This window comes from Legionella sp., from assembly GCF_965140895.1.
Lineage (GTDB): Bacteria > Pseudomonadota > Gammaproteobacteria > Legionellales > Legionellaceae > Legionella.
In genome coordinates this window covers 1-15,126 of the sequence record NZ_CBCSKT010000137.1, presented here as the reverse complement: position 1 = coordinate 15,126, position 15,126 = coordinate 1, and the positions used below count along the sequence as shown (strand labels likewise).

The window sequence follows — 15,126 nt, the reverse complement described above, 5'->3', positions numbered from 1 at the left end:
TTTACGAATTATTTTTAAACTATGCACTTTAAATTTGTTAGTTCAGGCGGTTTTTCCGATATTTTTTAGATAGGTGGTTGTAATAATGTATTCTTTGGATTGGGCACGGGTTTATGGTTTACCACAATCTACAGCGCATTTTAAATACGTACCTGAAGATTTTCAGGTTAACGAATTCTTTGATACGCCTTTTAGTGGTCAGGGCGAACATATTCTTTTAAGAATAGAGAAAAGCGGTTTGAATACCGAAGAGGTGGTGAAATCTCTTGCTTCCTTAATTAATAAGCCAGTTAAACTAATTAGTTATGCGGGATTAAAAGATCGCCAAGCATTAACTACTCAATGGCTAAGCGTGCATGCCCCTGGTGAGGAAATTCCTGGGATTGAACTGCTTTCAGCACCGGGATGGCGTATTTTGGAATGCATTCGTCATCATAAAAAACTTAAGCCGGGATTTTTAACGGGTAACCAGTTTGTTATACGTTTGCGTGATCTGACTGATGAGGCCGCGTTTTTACAGCGTGTAGAAGAAATTAAAAAAACAGGCGTACCTAATTACTTTGGTGAGCAACGATTTGGCCATGATGCAGGGAATCTCAATAGGGCTGAAGAGATGCTGGTGCAGGGGCGTAAAGTAAAAGATCGCTTCCGTAAAGGAATGTATTGCTCGGCTGCACGTTCATGGATTTTCAATTTAATTTTGGCGCATCGCGTTCACGAGCAAAATTGGAATATTCCTTTGACCGGCGATGTCATGCAGCTTGGCGGCTCAAAGAGTATTTTTGTTATTGATGAGGTACATGAGGAATTAAGACAACGCATTCGGGATAAGGATATTTCTCCTGCTAGTCCTTTACCTGGAAAAAGCAAACGGAAGGTTCAAGGAGAGGCCTCAGTCTTGATCGATAAAATCTATGCAGATTGGCAGCCCTGGTTGGCTGGATTAGAACGCATGGGATTGGAAGAAGCTTGGCGGGCGAATATTTTGCACGTGGAGCAATTTGATTGTGTGGTTCAAGACAAGGTTGCAGAGCTGTCATTTATTTTACCTGCAGGCTCTTATGCAACCGCGGTATTAAGAGAGCTGGTTTTATATTAGTGAACGATGCGATTAACATCGTTCACTAATATTTTAAGCTAAATATTTATAGATCATGTCCGTTGTATAAGCTAATTGCTCTTCGGTATGCATGTAATTAATGAATAACCTGATTCGAGCCATATCCCTCTCTACCGCAGGATAAATAATCGGATGCGTATAGATTCCATGCTGGCGCAAATTCAGGCAGAGTTGTACGGTTTTTTTCTCATCTCCGATGATAATAGGAATTATCGGAGTATTTGCGCTCGCACCGGTATTGATTCCATGCTTTTTTAAATCAAGCAGTAGTTTTTGCGCATTATATTGGTTTTTTACTTTGATAAACTCAGGCACATTCGGGATATCTCCATCCATTGTTGTTGTTCTTCTGAAGAATACGCTTTAGCAGGCATCGGTTGATTTACCGATTTTTCTGGAATAGTAGCTCCTTTCAGTGCCGTATATCCTGGATTAACACTAAGGCTCGAAACCCATATTTCCCAAATGAGGTCTGCCTTGATTGGCTATAAAGATCTTTTCAGCCTCTCTAAAAATAGGTTCATAAATATCTTTGGTATAGGCATGAACTGCAATCCATACTGTTTTTCGTTGATAGTTGGGACTAAGATAAATATCGTCTGCAGCAACACTACGTACTTCAATTGGAAAAGAAACATGAACATCATGCTGATCCAATAAGTGGCGAATTTGCTGAATAGTCGTTATGGCTTGTTCTATGGGTATCGAATATTCTATTTCTTGATGATTAACCAGGCGAGTGGTCGCGTAGCATTCAGTGCTAGGGGCCGTATTTTTTAAATTAGAATTTAAATTTCTAAGTATGGAATTGGCGTGTTTTCTATAAAAATCGGGAAAGTTACGTGAGAATTCACACAATAACCATAAAGCGCCATTCTCCAAGAAATAATCGTTAAATAGTTTTTTAAACTTTTTAGCTTCGGCTTGTTCAGAAATGACATTATGTTTTTTTTCAAAAACATAATCAGTGTAAGGAAACCAGAAGAATTCATAATTGCGATTATTTGAAAATGAGGCAATTAAATTAACCAGTGCGTTATCAAAATCAACGAGTTTACGTTCTTGTTGCATGTACTATTTAGGTAATACTTTAATTTTTACCTTACTAATCACTCCTAAAGTTCCTAGCGAAACTTGGGCAGCTTTAAAGAGTTCGTGGTGTTGGGTTGGGGAACATTCCACTACTCGGCCATCTGCGGTAATCAGTTGAATCCAGGTTATTTGTGTGGAGGCAATTCCAAAAGATAAACCGGTGCCGTGTGAGCCTGTTGCAATTAAACCGGCAATCGTTTGTTGATTAATATCACCAAGATTGTATAGGGATAAATTATTAGCAAATAACTGAGCTTCCAGATCCCCAATTTTTAATCGTATTATGATGATTCATACTATCCTCTCAATTGTTCTTGTTGTTTCTGTGGGATCAAATTCTCGGAGAGGCAAATTAATGATGACCATTGTTACTCAAAAAAAAACTAATGCATTCAAGTATAGACCAACCCATTAATTTGTTGTTTTTTGTTTCACGCTGCCCGTTATTTGCGCTGCTTTAGTGCTTGAAAATAAATAATATTATGCTTTTTTGGCACTTTCATTTCTGTTAACTATACTCAATTTAAAGTTGTGGTGATAAAGGAGTATCGTTCCATGAGACAAAAGGGTTCTATTACAAAAGCTGTATTTCCAGTAGCGGGGTTTGGTACACGTTTTCTCCCTATCACTAAAACAATTCCAAAAGAAATGTTGCCTGTTATTGATACCCCATTAATTCAATATGCCGTGCAAGAAGCCATCGATGCAGGGATTAATGAGCTTATTTTCGTGACGAGTCAAAATAAAGTCGATATTGAAGATTATTTTGATAAAAATACGGATTTGGAAAATAAATTAAGTCAGGATGGAAAGTCACAATTACTTTCATTAATCCATCATATTTTGCCTCCAAATGTAACTAATGTTTATCTACGACAAGTCGATTTACTGGGGCTTGGGCATGCAATTTTATGTGCCAAAAAATTAATTGGTAATGAACCCTTTGCGGTGATTTTACCTGATGATTTGATGGAAGAATCTAATAGTTCCTGTTTAAGAAATATGATTTCATTATATGAATCAAATGAGGACATTTCTTGTGTCTTAGCAACCAAAGAGGTTGACCCTGGCATGCGCCAACATTATGGAATTGTTGCTTTGCGCAGCAATGATCCAGATGAAACCAAGGTGGAGGCATTGATTGAAAAGCCTACGGCTAATGAAATTGATTCGAATTTAGCTATATTAGGTCGCTATATTCTGCCGCCAGAAATTTTTAGTGTATTAGAAAAAAATACCATAACTAAGAATAATGAATTGCAACTTACTGACGCAATTCATGGCTTACTCTCACGAGAAAATGTCCACATTTATCGCTTTAATGGCTCTCATTTTGATTGTGGTTCGAAGATAGGTTATATCAAAGCAAATGTAACTTATGCTTTGAAACGTGCTGAATTGGAACAACCATTCAAAGAGTTTATAAAACAAGTGGCTCAAGAGCTGGAGTAGCTGATTCACTATCTTTAAGGTTGGTTGCTTGCAACCAGCCTACACCTAATAGAGCAAGACAGCATAGTTTAGTATCATGCTGTATCCAGACGAGCTTGCGTTGTAATTTCTTTGACTTAGTGACCCTGCTCTTTAGCATGATTTAGATTATCGCCAGGTATTAGGCTGTGCAATTAACCCTGTTTGTTAAATTCTTTAAGGGCTTTAAGAAAATCACTACCATAATGAGCTAATTTATGTTGGCCTACTCCAGGTACGGCAAGTAGTTGCTCGGTATTTTGTGGCTTCGCTTCAGCCATGGCTTGCAAGGTTGCGTCGCTGAAGATCATAAATGGTGGTTTATTTTCCTCATCAGCAAGCTTGCGTCTTAATGAGCGCAATACTTCAAATAAAGGACTGTTGCTGGATTGGAATGGCAAGCGTTCTTTCTTTTTCTTTTTCGTGCTTTGCAGATCATTATTAGGAATCGTTAATGAAATTTTCTCTTCACCTTTGAGTAAGGGAATCGCCTTTTGCGTTAAGCGCAACACATTAAAATGGCCAATATCCTGGAAACAATAATCTTTATGAATAAGTTGCCAAGCTAATTGTTTCCAATAATGAGCAGATTTATCTTTGCCGATTCCAAATGTACTTAATTGCTCATGGCCAAATTGTTTGATTTTCTCCGAGTTGCTGCCACGCAAGACTTCAATAGTATAAGTCAGTCCATAATTTTGACGCAGTCGGTAAACACAGGATAAAAACTTTTGTGCATCTTCAGTTGCATCGGCGGTTATGGGTGGGCTATCGCAAACATCGCAGTATTTGCATTCGTTATCCCAGGGCTCATCGAAATAGCGTAACAAGATTTGCCTGCGACAATGCGAGGCTTCAGCAAAGGCAAGCATGTGATTCAATTTGTTGCTTTCTACCCGGCGTTGTTCTTCACCAGGGGTGCTCATGATCCAGGAGCGTAAGCGTGCACTGTCTGCGGCATCGTATAGGAGTAACGCTTTAGCCGGCAAGCCATCACGTCCTGCTCGCCCGGTTTCTTGATAATAACCTTCGATGTTTTTAGGTAAATCATGGTGAATGACAAAGCGTACGTTTGGCTTATCAATGCCCATACCAAACGCAATGGTAGCAACTACGAGATCAATGCGATCATAGCGAAATAAGTTTTGCACTTCTTTGCGTTCTTTATGTGATAGTCCGGCGTGATAGGCACGGGCTTTGAAACCTAAGTCTTGTAGTTTTTCAGCTACGTTTTCCACGCTATTTCGAGTACCACAATAGATTATGCCTGATTGTTGTTCCACTGATTCTAAAAACTGACTTAACTGTTTCATGACACTGGTTTTGGGAACGACTTTGTAGTGGATGTTTGGGCGGTTAAATGAGGCAATGTATTTTTTCGGAGCATAATTTAATTTAACCACAATGTCCTGACGCGTTTGTTTATCCGCAGTTGCGGTTAACGCAATCACCGGGATTTCAGGAAAATGGCTTTTTAACAAACCTAAAGCAGCGTATTCAGGGCGAAAATCATGTCCCCATTGTGAAATACAATGCGCTTCATCAATGGCAAATAAGGAAAGGTGGCATTCTTGCAGGCGTTCAATAAAGGCTGAGCTGATGATTCGTTCTGGGGCAATATATAATAAATCGAGCTCATCGTTATGTAGTTGCGCCAAGACTTGTTTTGCCTCTTCACTGCTTAGCGATGAATTATAGTAGGCTGCACGAATACCTTGTAATTTAAGGGCTGTGACCTGGTCTTCCATTAAAGAAATAAGAGGGGATACCACAATACCAACGCCAGGTCGGACTAGAGATGGAATTTGATAACAAAGCGATTTCCCGCCACCAGTAGGCATTAATACGAGTACGTCATGGCCTGCAATAACATCATTAATGATATCTTCTTGTGGGGTTCTGAAGGAATCAAAACCAAAGTATTCTTTGAGCACGGCCAGCGCTTCTTTATTGGCAGTCTGGGTTGGAGCTAATGTTTCCATATACTTAATTCTTGTTTTTCACAGGCCATTGAAGCCTGCAATCATATCATCATGGCTTGGAAATAAAAGCATTATCTTTGATGTAAAAGCGTAATAACTTTTCTGCCCACTCTTGGGCGTAGTGCACCCCGATTCTCGGTTTTTCAACAATAGTAAATGGTTCCTGATTTTCGGGATTGGCAATATAAAAATTATCACTCGTCAGATCATGGGCGTTGAGTTGCTTATCAATACGCATCGCTTTAGAGAGTAGGCCTGGACCTTGGGTACGCTCGTGAATATTGTGTATCGGCTCCAAGGCACGTAAGAGTACTCCTGAACCAATGCCTTCTGTTTCAGTAACTACATTAGTGCAATAATACATCCCATAAATAAGATAGATATAGGCATGTCCTGCAGTACCATAGAGTACTTTAGTTCTTGGTGTGAGGCCTTTAGACGAATGCGCGGCAAGATCATGTTGACCTATATATGCTTCAACTTCGACAATTTTTCCTATGCGTTCTTCATGAATTAGATATTTACCTAAAAGTTCCTTGGCAACTGTGACGGTGTCACGCTCATAAAACACACGGGGTAATTTGTTCATACGATATTTAGTCATCAAAGTGTTGCATTCATCATATGCTATTCTTTAATAGTATTGACAATAAAAAATTGGGGTATAGCTAATTAATAGTGCAAACCAAGTGATAGGACTCATAATATGCTTAAGAGCGAGTTGATTTAACTAGCTTTCACGAACTATCAATTAAACCGGAGAGCAAATGAGTGGTGTCATTCATATTGAACGCAATCAGGATCACCAATATCTGTTGATTTTTGAGAGATCTGTTTTGACGATGTCCCTGATTTATCAGAAGGGTTAGAGAATGCGATGAATGAATTCCTTGCATATAATCCTGACCTACGACCTCGTTAAGTTAATTAATATGGTTTCGTAAAGAAAATTTTTGCAACATAACTCTTTCCCGGTTATAAAAAATTGGAAATAATAGAGAGTTTCTGTACTCTAGGTAAATAAGTCTAAAACAGTTGCGCTTTTACCCTGTTTACAGCATTGAAATTTAGATATTTTTCAGTGCAGTAGCTATTAGTTTGGGGCCAGCTGCTTTTTTAAAGATAAAAACTGAATATAACAAAATTTCTAAGGATGGTTTATGGACTTTAATTTCACAGAGGAACATCTCGAGATCCAAGAGATGGCTGCGGACTTTGCTCGTGACAAATTGGCCCCTATGGCGGAACATTGGGATGAGCATAGCGAGTTTCCAATTGAAGTTTTACGTGAAGCAGCCGTATTAGGAATGGCTGGTATGATGGCCCGTGAAGACATTGGCGGCTCTCAATTAACTCGACTCGACTCCGCATTGTTATTTGAGCAACTGGCAACTGGTTGCATTAGTACGAGCGCCTATCTTTCTATTCATAATATGGTCGCTACTCTTGTCGATCGCTATGCCGGACAAGAGCTAAGGGCCAAATGGGGACCTAAACTAACCGCAATGGAAGTGCTCTCCAGTTATTGTTTAACTGAACCTGAATCCGGTTCTGATGCCGCCTCCTTAAAAACCAAAGCAATTAAAGATGGGGACCACTATGTACTCAATGGTTCAAAGTCATTTATTTCAGGTGGCTCAGTAAGCGATGTGTATTTATGTATGGTACGTACGGGTGATGACAGTCATCATGGAATCACTTGTTTACTCATCGAAAAGGGTACGCCAGGTTTAAGTTTTGGTAAGTTAGAGAAAAAAATGGGATGGCATAGTCAGCCCACCTCAATGGTCTTTTTTGAAAATTGCCGCGTTCCGGTGAGTAACCGCGTAGGTGATGAGGGAATGGGGTTTAAAATAGCCTTAAATGCTTTAAATGGCGGGCGTATTAACATCGCTTCCTGTTCCTTGGGGGGCGCACTTGCTTGTTTGCGTTTATCCCAGCAATATATGCATGAGCGCAAGCAGTTTGGTAAAAAATTAAGTGATATGCAAGCCTTACGTTTTTATTTTGCTGATATGCTCACGGATTTTGAAGCGGCTCGTTTAATGGTTTATCGTGCTGCAGCAGCGATGGATAAAGATGATCCGCATGCACCAATGTATTGTGCTATGGCAAAGCGTATGGCCACAGATAGTGCCTTTAATATTAGCGACAAAGCAATGCAATTGCATGGTGGTTACGGTTATTTACGTGATTATCAAATCGAACGTATTTTTAGAGACTTAAGGGTTCATCAAATTCTTGAGGGAACAAATGAAATCATGCGCGAAATTATCGCGAAGGCAAGTTTGGACGACGGCTTTGTTTTGCGTTAATCAATAGGATTAAACAGGAGTAATACAATGAATGTAGTTGAACAAGAATTAGATAGTCAGGGAATTTTACTGTTAACATTAAACAGACCTGATAAGCTGAATGCTTTAAGTACCGAGGTACTAAATGAATTAGCTGAAATTTTTCATGCAGCTAAAGAAAATCCCCAAGTTAAAGCGCTAATGATTACCGGTAATGGCAAAGCCTTTTGTGCCGGTGCTGATATTAACCGTTTGGCAGAATGCACAGCGCAAACAGGTTATGAATTTGCTTGTCATGGACAAGAGGTCTTTCGTTTATTAGAAACTATGGGCAAACCGTCTTTAGCTGCGGTTAATGGTTTTGCTTTTGGTGGCGGTTGTGAATTAGCGATTTCAGCAACGTTAAGAATTGCTTCAACCATGGCGCAATTTGGTCAGCCTGAAGTAAAACTGGGGGTTATTCCTGGTTATGGTGGTACGCAACGCCTGGCGCGCTTAATTGGTAAAGGACGTGCTTTAGATTTATGTCTGACTGGTCGCTTTATTAAAGCAGAAACCGCATTGAATTGGGGATTGGTAAGCGAGGTTGTTGAACCTGAATTCTTAATCGAACATGGTAAAAAACTATTGCAAGGTATTTTAAGCATGGCGCCACAGGCAATTGCTGGGGTTATGGAAGTGATTGATCATGGTTATGATTTATCACTGACGGATGCCTTACATTTAGAAGCGATTCATTTTGCCAAAACCTGTGCATCAGAGGATAAGCAAGAAGGTGTTTCTGCATTTCTTAGTAAACGACCTGCCCAATTTAAAGGACGATAATAATGACTGAAGACTTGCTTTTTACACAGGAAGGTCAATTAGGATTAATTACATTAAATCGCCCAGACGCGTTGAATGCGCTAACCTTAACTATGATTCTTGCCATGCAACGGCAATTAAGTTTATGGAAAGAGGATGAACGTATTCGTGCTGTGGTAGTTCAAGCAGCCCCTGGAAATGCTTTTTGTGCTGGAGGAGACATCCGCGCACTTTATTTTTCTGGTCGATTAAATGATTCAGAGCAAATGCAATTTTTCTGGCATGAATATCGTTTAAATCATTTTATCCATCATTTGGGCAAACCTTATATTTCTTTAATTGATGGCATGGTTATGGGCGGTGGTGTCGGTGTTTCATTGCATGGAAGCCATCCGGTCGCTTGTGACCATTTTGTGTTTGCGATGCCCGAAACCAGCATTGGCTTTTTTCCGGATATTGGTGCAAGTTATTTATTAACTCGTTGTCCTGGTCATTTAGGTACCTATTTGGGATTAACCGGTAATCGACTTGGACCTCATGATGCGGTGAAAGCCGGCTTGGTGAAGAAGGTGATGTCTTCAGGACATATCCCTGCGCTACTCAAGACCTTACAGCAAGCAGATTTATCAGCAGATGCATCTAAAGCGGTTGATCAATGTTTACATGAATATGCTGCATCAGCTCCTGATTCTGAGCCTAGTCAAATAAAACCAGCGATTAATGTATGTTTTGCTCATCCAAGTGTGGAAATGATTAAAGCCTCATTACAGGATCAAGATGGAGTGTGGCCTGTTAGTATCGAGAATGCTTTATCACAAAAGTCACCATTGAGTCTTAAGGTTACTTTAGAGCAATTGCACCGCGCTAAGGGATTAACTTTGGCCGAGTGTTTGCAAATGGATTACACCCTGGTGAGCCATTTCATGCATGGTAAGGATTTTTATGAAGGCGTGCGTGCTTTATTGATTGATAAAGACAAGAATCCGCATTGGAATCCTGACAGCTTGGATCTGGTAAGTGAGACTATGGTGGCAAATTATTTTGAACGCCGTCATACGGGTTTGGAGTGGATTAGTTAAGATTGTTGTTTACCTGTAGGTTGGGCCTTACAGCCGCCCAGCCTACAGGTTTGCAGTGGAGAACTAAAGCAGGAGGCTTAAATCATTTCAGCCAATTACTAAGAATATCAACAATCTTTTGCGCTTGGTCCGCACTAGAAATATTAAACTTAGACTTTTGCCAATACTGATTATTGCGCTTTTGATAACGGCGAATTGAGTATTTCACGGGTCCAAAATCGCTTTTGCTATTATCCCAATCCTGGTACTTAAATATAATTGTGGTCCAAGCTCCCTTGCTTAATACCTGTTTATCCAGTTCTTTAGTTACTTCTGTACCGTTTTCGCTAAAGGCAATGGTAATATCGTCAACTGTTTCCGTCATTCAAGTGGTACCTTATGTTAATTAGTTGATGGATTGTAATTTGCCATTAACAAAAGTCAAGGTTACTGTTGGTTGATATTGGCCTGGTTGATAAATCCATACTTTAGGTTTTTCTGCAGTGGGCACTACTTCATTAATATAAGTATTATTGGTTAGTGAGGGACTACCACAAGAATAATAAACTTTTTCCACTGGATCACCAATTTGAATGCTATTACCACCGCAAATAGAAATGGAATTACTATCAGAACTGTTTAGTTTAATACTTCGTACTTTTTGATCCACGATATCAACTTCCAGCTGAGCACCACCATTACCTGTGGGGATGTTCCATACACCGTAAAATGCAGTATCAGCACCTTTGTTATTATAAATAAGCTGTTGTACGGGAATTTTTCTTAAAACAGGTTGATTCGAATCTTGTTGGCTAATGGGTTGACCACAGGCCGCGATAACCTCGTCTGGAGACATACCAATGCTAATGTAGGCATGATTCTCCGGGCAATAGAATTGGTCATCAGCAAATAGACTAAAAGGTAAAATAGCTAATGCTAAACCAGTGCAATGCGACAATTTCATAATTTCATCCTTGTAGCCCTTGTCTACGGATAAGTATAGTTCGTTTTATAGTATTCTCCAGGGAAGGTTCGCATTAATGAATAATGTAATCACTTTCAAAATCATAAGCATAATAAAAGGGGAGAAATCAAAACCAGAAATATCAGGAATAATTTTGCGTCCTAATTTCAGTAAAGGGTCGGTTAAAGTACGCAAGAAAGACTCAATTGGACCATTCCAGGCTGGATTAACAAAGCTCATAATCACACGAATCAAGATGGCGAAGAAGAGCAGGTCGCAGGGCTGAATGATTAAATCAGCAATAACATACATGATAAAATAGCCTATAGGCATTAGGCCGTGGAATGCGATCATGCTCAGGATAAAGATCTTCAGGATTTCAACCAGTACGAGCACGATGATTGATGCCGTATCGTATTTTTTCCCAGGTTTGGGTGTTAATTTCAGTAAGCGTTGTACTGGGATTACCAGGGGATCCGTGATGGTATGGATCAATTGGCTTAGTGGGTTAATTGCACTGACACGGAAGTAGCGAAGTGCCATACGTAACCAGATACTGAAAATAAGTACCGAAAAAGCTAAAGAAACAACAAATAATCCTACAGCGGTTAAACCTGACATATTTACCCCTAATCCCATTATTTTTGTTGGTATACACCTGCTAGTATATACCTAAATAGGGGAATGCAGAAAGCACGTTATCCTCGATCTAATGTAGGAGCCGTAGCTTGTATTAGCGTAGCGAATTCATTATTTTTTTTCACGCTCACCAAAAATTGCTCGCCCAATACGAACAATCGTAGCCCCTGCCTTAATTGCTGGAATCAAATCATCACTCATTCCCATCGATAAAGTATCCATGTTTAAGCCTAATTGCTGGTTTAGGAATTTTAAGAGTTGGTTCATTTGCATGAATAGTTCATATTGCTTTTGTGGATCGTGTTCTGGGGGTGGTATAGTCATTAAGCCTTTAAGTTTGAGATGAGGCAATTGACTTACTGCCAAAGCCAATTCAGTTACTTCCTCGGGACTAATACCTGATTTAGTTTCTTCAGGGATTAAGTTAACTTGCAAGCACAGGTTTAATGGTGGTAAATCTGATGGGCGATGCTCACTTAGTAGCTGGGCTATTTTTAGTCTGTTTACACTATGTACCCAATTAAAATCACGAGCAATATTTTTTGCTTTATTACTCTGGATTGGGCCGATAAAGTGCCAACATATGGGGAAATCTTTTAGCGCATTAATTTTTTCTTGTGCTTCTTGAAAATAGTTTTCGCCAAAATCGCATACCCCAAGCGCAAATAACTGGGCAATTGATTCTGCGCTTTGTTGTTTACTGACAGCAAGTAATAAGACCTCGTTAGCATTCCGGCCGTTTTCTAATGCTGCCTGCCTAATAATCTGTTGTATTTGATTTAAATTGTGTTGAAGAGTCATCGTGCATGTACTGCCTTTTAAAATGCTAACAATAGCAAAAGATGGGGCGTTTGCCGAGTAGATCCTTCTATGTTACCCTGCCGCTTGTACCCAACACTCGTAGCAATTTGGAAGCATTAACTTATGGATATAATAGAATTATTGACTTCTGCAGTTAACAACAAAGCATCAGATTTACATTTATCTTCTGGTATAGAACCCCGGATGCGTGTCGATGGCGAATTACGCAAAATGAACGTACCGGTTTTAGAACATCCCGATTTATTCGCTATGATTGATGAACTCCTCAGCGCTCAGCAAAAGGAAGAGCTGGCAAGAGATTGGGAGCTTGATTTTTCCTTTGAGATCGCAGTACTTGGTCGTTTCCGGATTAATGTGTTTCATCATCTGCGGGGTATCGGTGCAGTCTTTCGGCTTATTCCTGCAACAATTCCTAGTTTTGGTGATTTGAATTTACCCCCTGTTTTTACTGAGCTAATCAAGTATTCTAATGGATTGGTATTGGTAACGGGACCAACGGGGTCAGGAAAAAGTACAACTTTAGCCGCGATGATTGATTGCATTAATACGTCACGCCATGGGCATATTCTTACTATCGAAGATCCGATAGAATTTGTACATCCCAGTAATAAATCCTTAGTGAACCAACGGGAAGTACATAACAATACCCATAGTTTCCATGCAGCACTACGTTCTGCTTTGCGCGAAGATCCAGATGTTTTACTGGTGGGAGAGCTGCGCGATTTGGAAACGATTCGTTTGGCTATGAGTGCGGCAGAGACAGGGCATTTGGTATTGGGGACTTTACATACGAATTCTGCGGTTCATGCAGTTAATCGTCTTATTGAGGTATTTCCTGCAGGGGAAAAAATGATGGCGCGTTCTATTTTAGCGCAGTCATTAAGGGCGGTTATTGCACAAAGGTTGCTAAGGCGAAAGGAGGGGAGGGGACGCATTGCGGCTTTAGAAGTTATGATTTGTACTAGCGCGATACGTAATTTAATTCGCGAAGATAAAGTAGCGCAGATGGTTTCTTTTTTGCAAACAGGGAAGACCGTAGGGATGCAGACTTTAGATCAGCATTTGTTGGAGTTGGTGAGGAGTGACCTTATAGCAAGGGATGATGCTCGTGATGTTGCAGTGGATAAGGTATTGTTTTAATCAATTCGCTGTCAAATATCGGGGTAGAAGGCTGGGCCTAATGGCACTTACCTTAATGAAAAATTATAGGGTAAGGTGTTTGCTGGGCTGAAAAGCCCAACAAACACCCTTTGTGCTACTCTTCATGTTGGGTTTGACAACCCTGCCTACATATCAGGCGTTTTTCTGTAACTCAATCAGTTGAGGAATTCCAATTTCAGCTAAAGCAAGCATGCTGTTTAACTCATCACGATTGAAGTTTTTATCTTCCGCTGTTCCTTGCACTTCAATAAAGTGACCTGCTTCAGTCATAACAACATTCATATCTGTTTCAGCAAGCACATCTTCTGCATAATCCAAATCAAGGACTGGCTGGCCTCTATAGATACCGACAGAAACTGCGGCAATATAATTAAAGGTAGGCATTCTGCGGATTTTTTCACGCTCAACCATCCAAGTAACCGCATCTCTCATTGCAACACAGGCGCCAGTAATGGCTGCAGTACGGGTTCCACCGTCTGCTTGGATTACATCACAATCCAGAGTAATGGTATTTTCGCCCAAGAATTTTAAGTCCACACAAGCTCTTAATGAACGACCGATAAGGCGTTGGATTTCCATCGTTCGGCCACCTTGTTTCCCTTTTGCCGCTTCACGCTCTGTACGACTGTGAGTGGCACGAGGAAGCATGCCGTATTCAGCAGTTACCCAACCTTGATTTTTACCTTTAATAAAACGAGGCACACCATCAATCACTGAGGCAGTACACAGAACCTTAGTCTCTCCAAACTCAACAAGCACCGAACCTTCGGCATGTTTTGTAAAGTTGCGGGTTAATTTTATAGGACGAAGTTGATTAGCTTCACGATTACTGGGGCGCATGGGATAATCCTCGCAAAAAAGGAATAATTATACCCCTTAATGCGTAGAGTTGCACCCATCATGTAATGATCTAGTTAAATCCATGGAATAACCTAGGGATAAGTAGGCATTAATAATGGCATCATGTGTATTCATTGTTGATAATTTTATGATCAATATGTATTGGTAAGTACAAGATGTGGCTTTGTCTTATTCAAGTCACCAATGGGACAAATTGATTTGTTTTATATCTTGTTGGGGAGACGTTAGGTCTCTAGCCCCATTAAATTATTCGATAATAAGCATTTTTAGAAAAGCATCAAAAGAATCAGCGATGTGGGTGATTTCTTGATTAGCGTTGTTCCATAAATATATCTTTGTTTGCTCATGTTCCCATTTTAGGAAATAAATTGAATGCGCATCATCTTCTGCAAAAGGAAGAGTTTCAGCTCCTAAATGTTCACCATGTTTATTAATGACGCACCAAATATTCAAGCTGTTTTTTTTATCTTTACCCACAACAAAGAAGTGATTCAGCTGATACTTTCTCAGGCTAGCCCCATTGTAATTTTTAAAGATTTCTTTCAGATTAAACGGAATGGGGTTATCAAAATAATGTTCTAATTCAATTATTTGCGCTTTGTTTGCTGGTACTGCAGCTTGTTCTAGTTTTAATTCATTTAGGTTAAATGACAATTCATTCATAGCTAGTATTCTTATAGTTTATTTAGCCGCTATTGTGCATAAAAATTGAAAACAATCAATTCTGTTGTTAGTTATAGCGGTTTTGTAGCTTGGAGTTTAATGGTGGCTGGGCTGCTAAGCCTAATGGCGCTGCCTTAAGCAGCGTCATTTTTATCCATTCTTATTTCTCTTTGCCGCACTATCTTTTGCTGCTCAA

Annotated in this window: 17 protein-coding genes; 6 read left to right on the top strand and 11 right to left on the bottom strand. The window is 39.8% G+C overall.

Features of this window, described 5'->3' with window-relative positions; all coding sequences use genetic code 11:
* The first annotated feature begins 85 nt into the window (after nt 1–85).
* On the top strand, nt 86–1,099 hold the full coding sequence (truD, locus tag ACQY7T_RS13125; protein WP_428413973.1) for a tRNA pseudouridine(13) synthase TruD: 1,014 nt from the start codon (nt 86–88) through the stop codon (nt 1,097–1,099).
* A gap of 33 nt (nt 1,100–1,132) precedes the next feature.
* Here the strand turns inward: truD and ACQY7T_RS13120 are convergent, their stop codons facing one another.
* The 3 genes from ACQY7T_RS13120 to ACQY7T_RS13110 form a co-directional block, all read right to left on the bottom strand.
* A complete protein-coding gene (locus tag ACQY7T_RS13120; protein ID WP_428413972.1) occupies nt 1,133–1,456 on the bottom strand; it encodes a hypothetical protein in 324 nt (107 codons plus the stop codon).
* A gap of 102 nt (nt 1,457–1,558) precedes the next feature.
* A complete protein-coding gene (locus ACQY7T_RS13115) occupies nt 1,559–2,191 on the bottom strand; it encodes a D-arabinono-1,4-lactone oxidase (protein ID WP_428413971.1) in 633 nt (210 codons plus the stop codon).
* Between the two features lie 3 nt (nt 2,192–2,194).
* The gene (locus tag ACQY7T_RS13110) at nt 2,195–2,473 is read right to left on the bottom strand and encodes an FAD-binding protein (protein WP_428413998.1); all 279 of its coding nucleotides are present in this window, start codon (nt 2,471–2,473) and stop codon (nt 2,195–2,197) included.
* A 294-nt stretch (nt 2,474–2,767) separates the two neighbouring features.
* Between ACQY7T_RS13110 and ACQY7T_RS13105 the strand changes: the two genes are divergently transcribed.
* Nucleotides 2,768–3,664 (top strand): UTP--glucose-1-phosphate uridylyltransferase, encoded by an 897-nt coding sequence (locus tag ACQY7T_RS13105; RefSeq protein WP_428413970.1) that lies wholly within the window; start codon nt 2,768–2,770, stop codon nt 3,662–3,664.
* A 173-nt stretch (nt 3,665–3,837) separates the two neighbouring features.
* On the opposite strand, the gene recQ is transcribed toward ACQY7T_RS13105, so the two are convergent.
* Both recQ and ACQY7T_RS13095 read right to left on the bottom strand, forming a co-directional pair.
* Nucleotides 3,838–5,664 carry a DNA helicase RecQ gene (gene recQ, locus ACQY7T_RS13100; protein WP_428413969.1) on the bottom strand — a complete coding sequence of 609 codons (1,827 nt, stop codon included), beginning with the start codon at nt 5,662–5,664 and terminating at the stop codon, nt 3,838–3,840.
* A gap of 49 nt (nt 5,665–5,713) precedes the next feature.
* Complete coding sequence (locus ACQY7T_RS13095; protein ID WP_428413996.1) at nt 5,714–6,253, bottom strand: DNA-3-methyladenine glycosylase; 540 nt, start codon at nt 6,251–6,253, stop codon at nt 5,714–5,716.
* Between the two features lie 571 nt (nt 6,254–6,824).
* On the opposite strand from ACQY7T_RS13095, the gene ACQY7T_RS13090 reads away from it, so the two are divergent.
* Genes ACQY7T_RS13090 through ACQY7T_RS13080 form a run of 3 tightly spaced genes read left to right on the top strand, consistent with a single transcriptional unit; the run spans nt 6,825 to nt 9,841 of the window.
* Nucleotides 6,825–7,979 carry an acyl-CoA dehydrogenase family protein gene (locus tag ACQY7T_RS13090; protein ID WP_428413968.1) on the top strand — a complete coding sequence of 385 codons (1,155 nt, stop codon included), beginning with the start codon at nt 6,825–6,827 and terminating at the stop codon, nt 7,977–7,979.
* Nucleotides 7,980–8,006: 27 nt separating this feature from the next.
* Nucleotides 8,007–8,783 (top strand): enoyl-CoA hydratase/isomerase family protein, encoded by a 777-nt coding sequence (locus tag ACQY7T_RS13085; RefSeq protein WP_428413967.1) that lies wholly within the window; start codon nt 8,007–8,009, stop codon nt 8,781–8,783.
* Nucleotides 8,784–8,785: 2 nt separating this feature from the next.
* Nucleotides 8,786–9,841: an enoyl-CoA hydratase/isomerase family protein gene (locus tag ACQY7T_RS13080; protein WP_428413966.1), complete on the top strand. Its 1,056-nt coding sequence runs from the start codon at nt 8,786–8,788 to the stop codon at nt 9,839–9,841.
* An 82-nt stretch (nt 9,842–9,923) separates the two neighbouring features.
* Here the strand turns inward: ACQY7T_RS13080 and ACQY7T_RS13075 are convergent, their stop codons facing one another.
* From ACQY7T_RS13075 to ACQY7T_RS13060, 4 genes are all read right to left on the bottom strand, one after another.
* A complete protein-coding gene (locus ACQY7T_RS13075; protein ID WP_428413965.1) occupies nt 9,924–10,205 on the bottom strand; it encodes a hypothetical protein in 282 nt (93 codons plus the stop codon).
* Nucleotides 10,206–10,226: 21 nt separating this feature from the next.
* Nucleotides 10,227–10,784, bottom strand: coding sequence for a DUF2845 domain-containing protein (locus ACQY7T_RS13070; protein ID WP_428413964.1), 558 nt, complete (start codon nt 10,782–10,784; stop codon nt 10,227–10,229).
* A gap of 45 nt (nt 10,785–10,829) precedes the next feature.
* Nucleotides 10,830–11,405 carry a YggT family protein gene (locus tag ACQY7T_RS13065; protein WP_428413963.1) on the bottom strand — a complete coding sequence of 192 codons (576 nt, stop codon included), beginning with the start codon at nt 11,403–11,405 and terminating at the stop codon, nt 10,830–10,832.
* Between the two features lie 129 nt (nt 11,406–11,534).
* Entirely contained in the window at nt 11,535–12,224 is a 690-nt protein-coding gene (locus ACQY7T_RS13060; protein ID WP_428413962.1) for a YggS family pyridoxal phosphate-dependent enzyme, read from the bottom strand.
* 123 nt (nt 12,225–12,347) lie between these two features.
* Between ACQY7T_RS13060 and ACQY7T_RS13055 the strand changes: the two genes are divergently transcribed.
* On the top strand, nt 12,348–13,385 hold the full coding sequence (locus tag ACQY7T_RS13055; RefSeq protein WP_428413961.1) for a type IV pilus twitching motility protein PilT: 1,038 nt from the start codon (nt 12,348–12,350) through the stop codon (nt 13,383–13,385).
* A gap of 153 nt (nt 13,386–13,538) precedes the next feature.
* Here ACQY7T_RS13055 and rph read toward each other — a convergent pair whose 3' ends face one another.
* Both rph and ACQY7T_RS13045 read right to left on the bottom strand, forming a co-directional pair.
* The gene (gene rph / locus ACQY7T_RS13050; RefSeq protein ID WP_428413960.1) at nt 13,539–14,246 is read right to left on the bottom strand and encodes a ribonuclease PH; all 708 of its coding nucleotides are present in this window, start codon (nt 14,244–14,246) and stop codon (nt 13,539–13,541) included.
* A 267-nt stretch (nt 14,247–14,513) separates the two neighbouring features.
* Complete coding sequence (locus tag ACQY7T_RS13045) at nt 14,514–14,930, bottom strand: SMI1/KNR4 family protein (RefSeq protein WP_428413959.1); 417 nt, start codon at nt 14,928–14,930, stop codon at nt 14,514–14,516.
* Nucleotides 14,931–15,126 lie beyond the last annotated feature (196 nt).

What these genes read in the sequence shown, in the direction of transcription:
- truD (WP_428413973.1), top strand. Translation starts at nt 86, where the DNA reads ATGTATTCTTTGGATTGGGCACGGGTTTATGGTTTACCACAATCTACA.
- ACQY7T_RS13120 (WP_428413972.1), bottom strand. Translation starts at nt 1,456, where the DNA reads ATGGATGGAGATATCCCGAATGTGCCTGAGTTTATCAAAGTAAAAAAC.
- ACQY7T_RS13115 (WP_428413971.1), bottom strand. Translation starts at nt 2,191, where the DNA reads ATGCAACAAGAACGTAAACTCGTTGATTTTGATAACGCACTGGTTAAT.
- ACQY7T_RS13105 (WP_428413970.1), top strand. Translation starts at nt 2,768, where the DNA reads ATGAGACAAAAGGGTTCTATTACAAAAGCTGTATTTCCAGTAGCGGGG.
- recQ (WP_428413969.1), bottom strand. Translation starts at nt 5,664, where the DNA reads ATGGAAACATTAGCTCCAACCCAGACTGCCAATAAAGAAGCGCTGGCC.
- ACQY7T_RS13095 (WP_428413996.1), bottom strand. Translation starts at nt 6,253, where the DNA reads ATGAACAAATTACCCCGTGTGTTTTATGAGCGTGACACCGTCACAGTT.
- ACQY7T_RS13090 (WP_428413968.1), top strand. Translation starts at nt 6,825, where the DNA reads ATGGACTTTAATTTCACAGAGGAACATCTCGAGATCCAAGAGATGGCT.
- ACQY7T_RS13085 (WP_428413967.1), top strand. Translation starts at nt 8,007, where the DNA reads ATGAATGTAGTTGAACAAGAATTAGATAGTCAGGGAATTTTACTGTTA.
- ACQY7T_RS13080 (WP_428413966.1), top strand. Translation starts at nt 8,786, where the DNA reads ATGACTGAAGACTTGCTTTTTACACAGGAAGGTCAATTAGGATTAATT.
- ACQY7T_RS13075 (WP_428413965.1), bottom strand. Translation starts at nt 10,205, where the DNA reads ATGACGGAAACAGTTGACGATATTACCATTGCCTTTAGCGAAAACGGT.
- ACQY7T_RS13070 (WP_428413964.1), bottom strand. Translation starts at nt 10,784, where the DNA reads ATGAAATTGTCGCATTGCACTGGTTTAGCATTAGCTATTTTACCTTTT.
- ACQY7T_RS13065 (WP_428413963.1), bottom strand. Translation starts at nt 11,405, where the DNA reads ATGTCAGGTTTAACCGCTGTAGGATTATTTGTTGTTTCTTTAGCTTTT.
- ACQY7T_RS13060 (WP_428413962.1), bottom strand. Translation starts at nt 12,224, where the DNA reads ATGACTCTTCAACACAATTTAAATCAAATACAACAGATTATTAGGCAG.
- ACQY7T_RS13055 (WP_428413961.1), top strand. Translation starts at nt 12,348, where the DNA reads ATGGATATAATAGAATTATTGACTTCTGCAGTTAACAACAAAGCATCA.
- rph (WP_428413960.1), bottom strand. Translation starts at nt 14,246, where the DNA reads ATGCGCCCCAGTAATCGTGAAGCTAATCAACTTCGTCCTATAAAATTA.
- ACQY7T_RS13045 (WP_428413959.1), bottom strand. Translation starts at nt 14,930, where the DNA reads ATGAATGAATTGTCATTTAACCTAAATGAATTAAAACTAGAACAAGCT.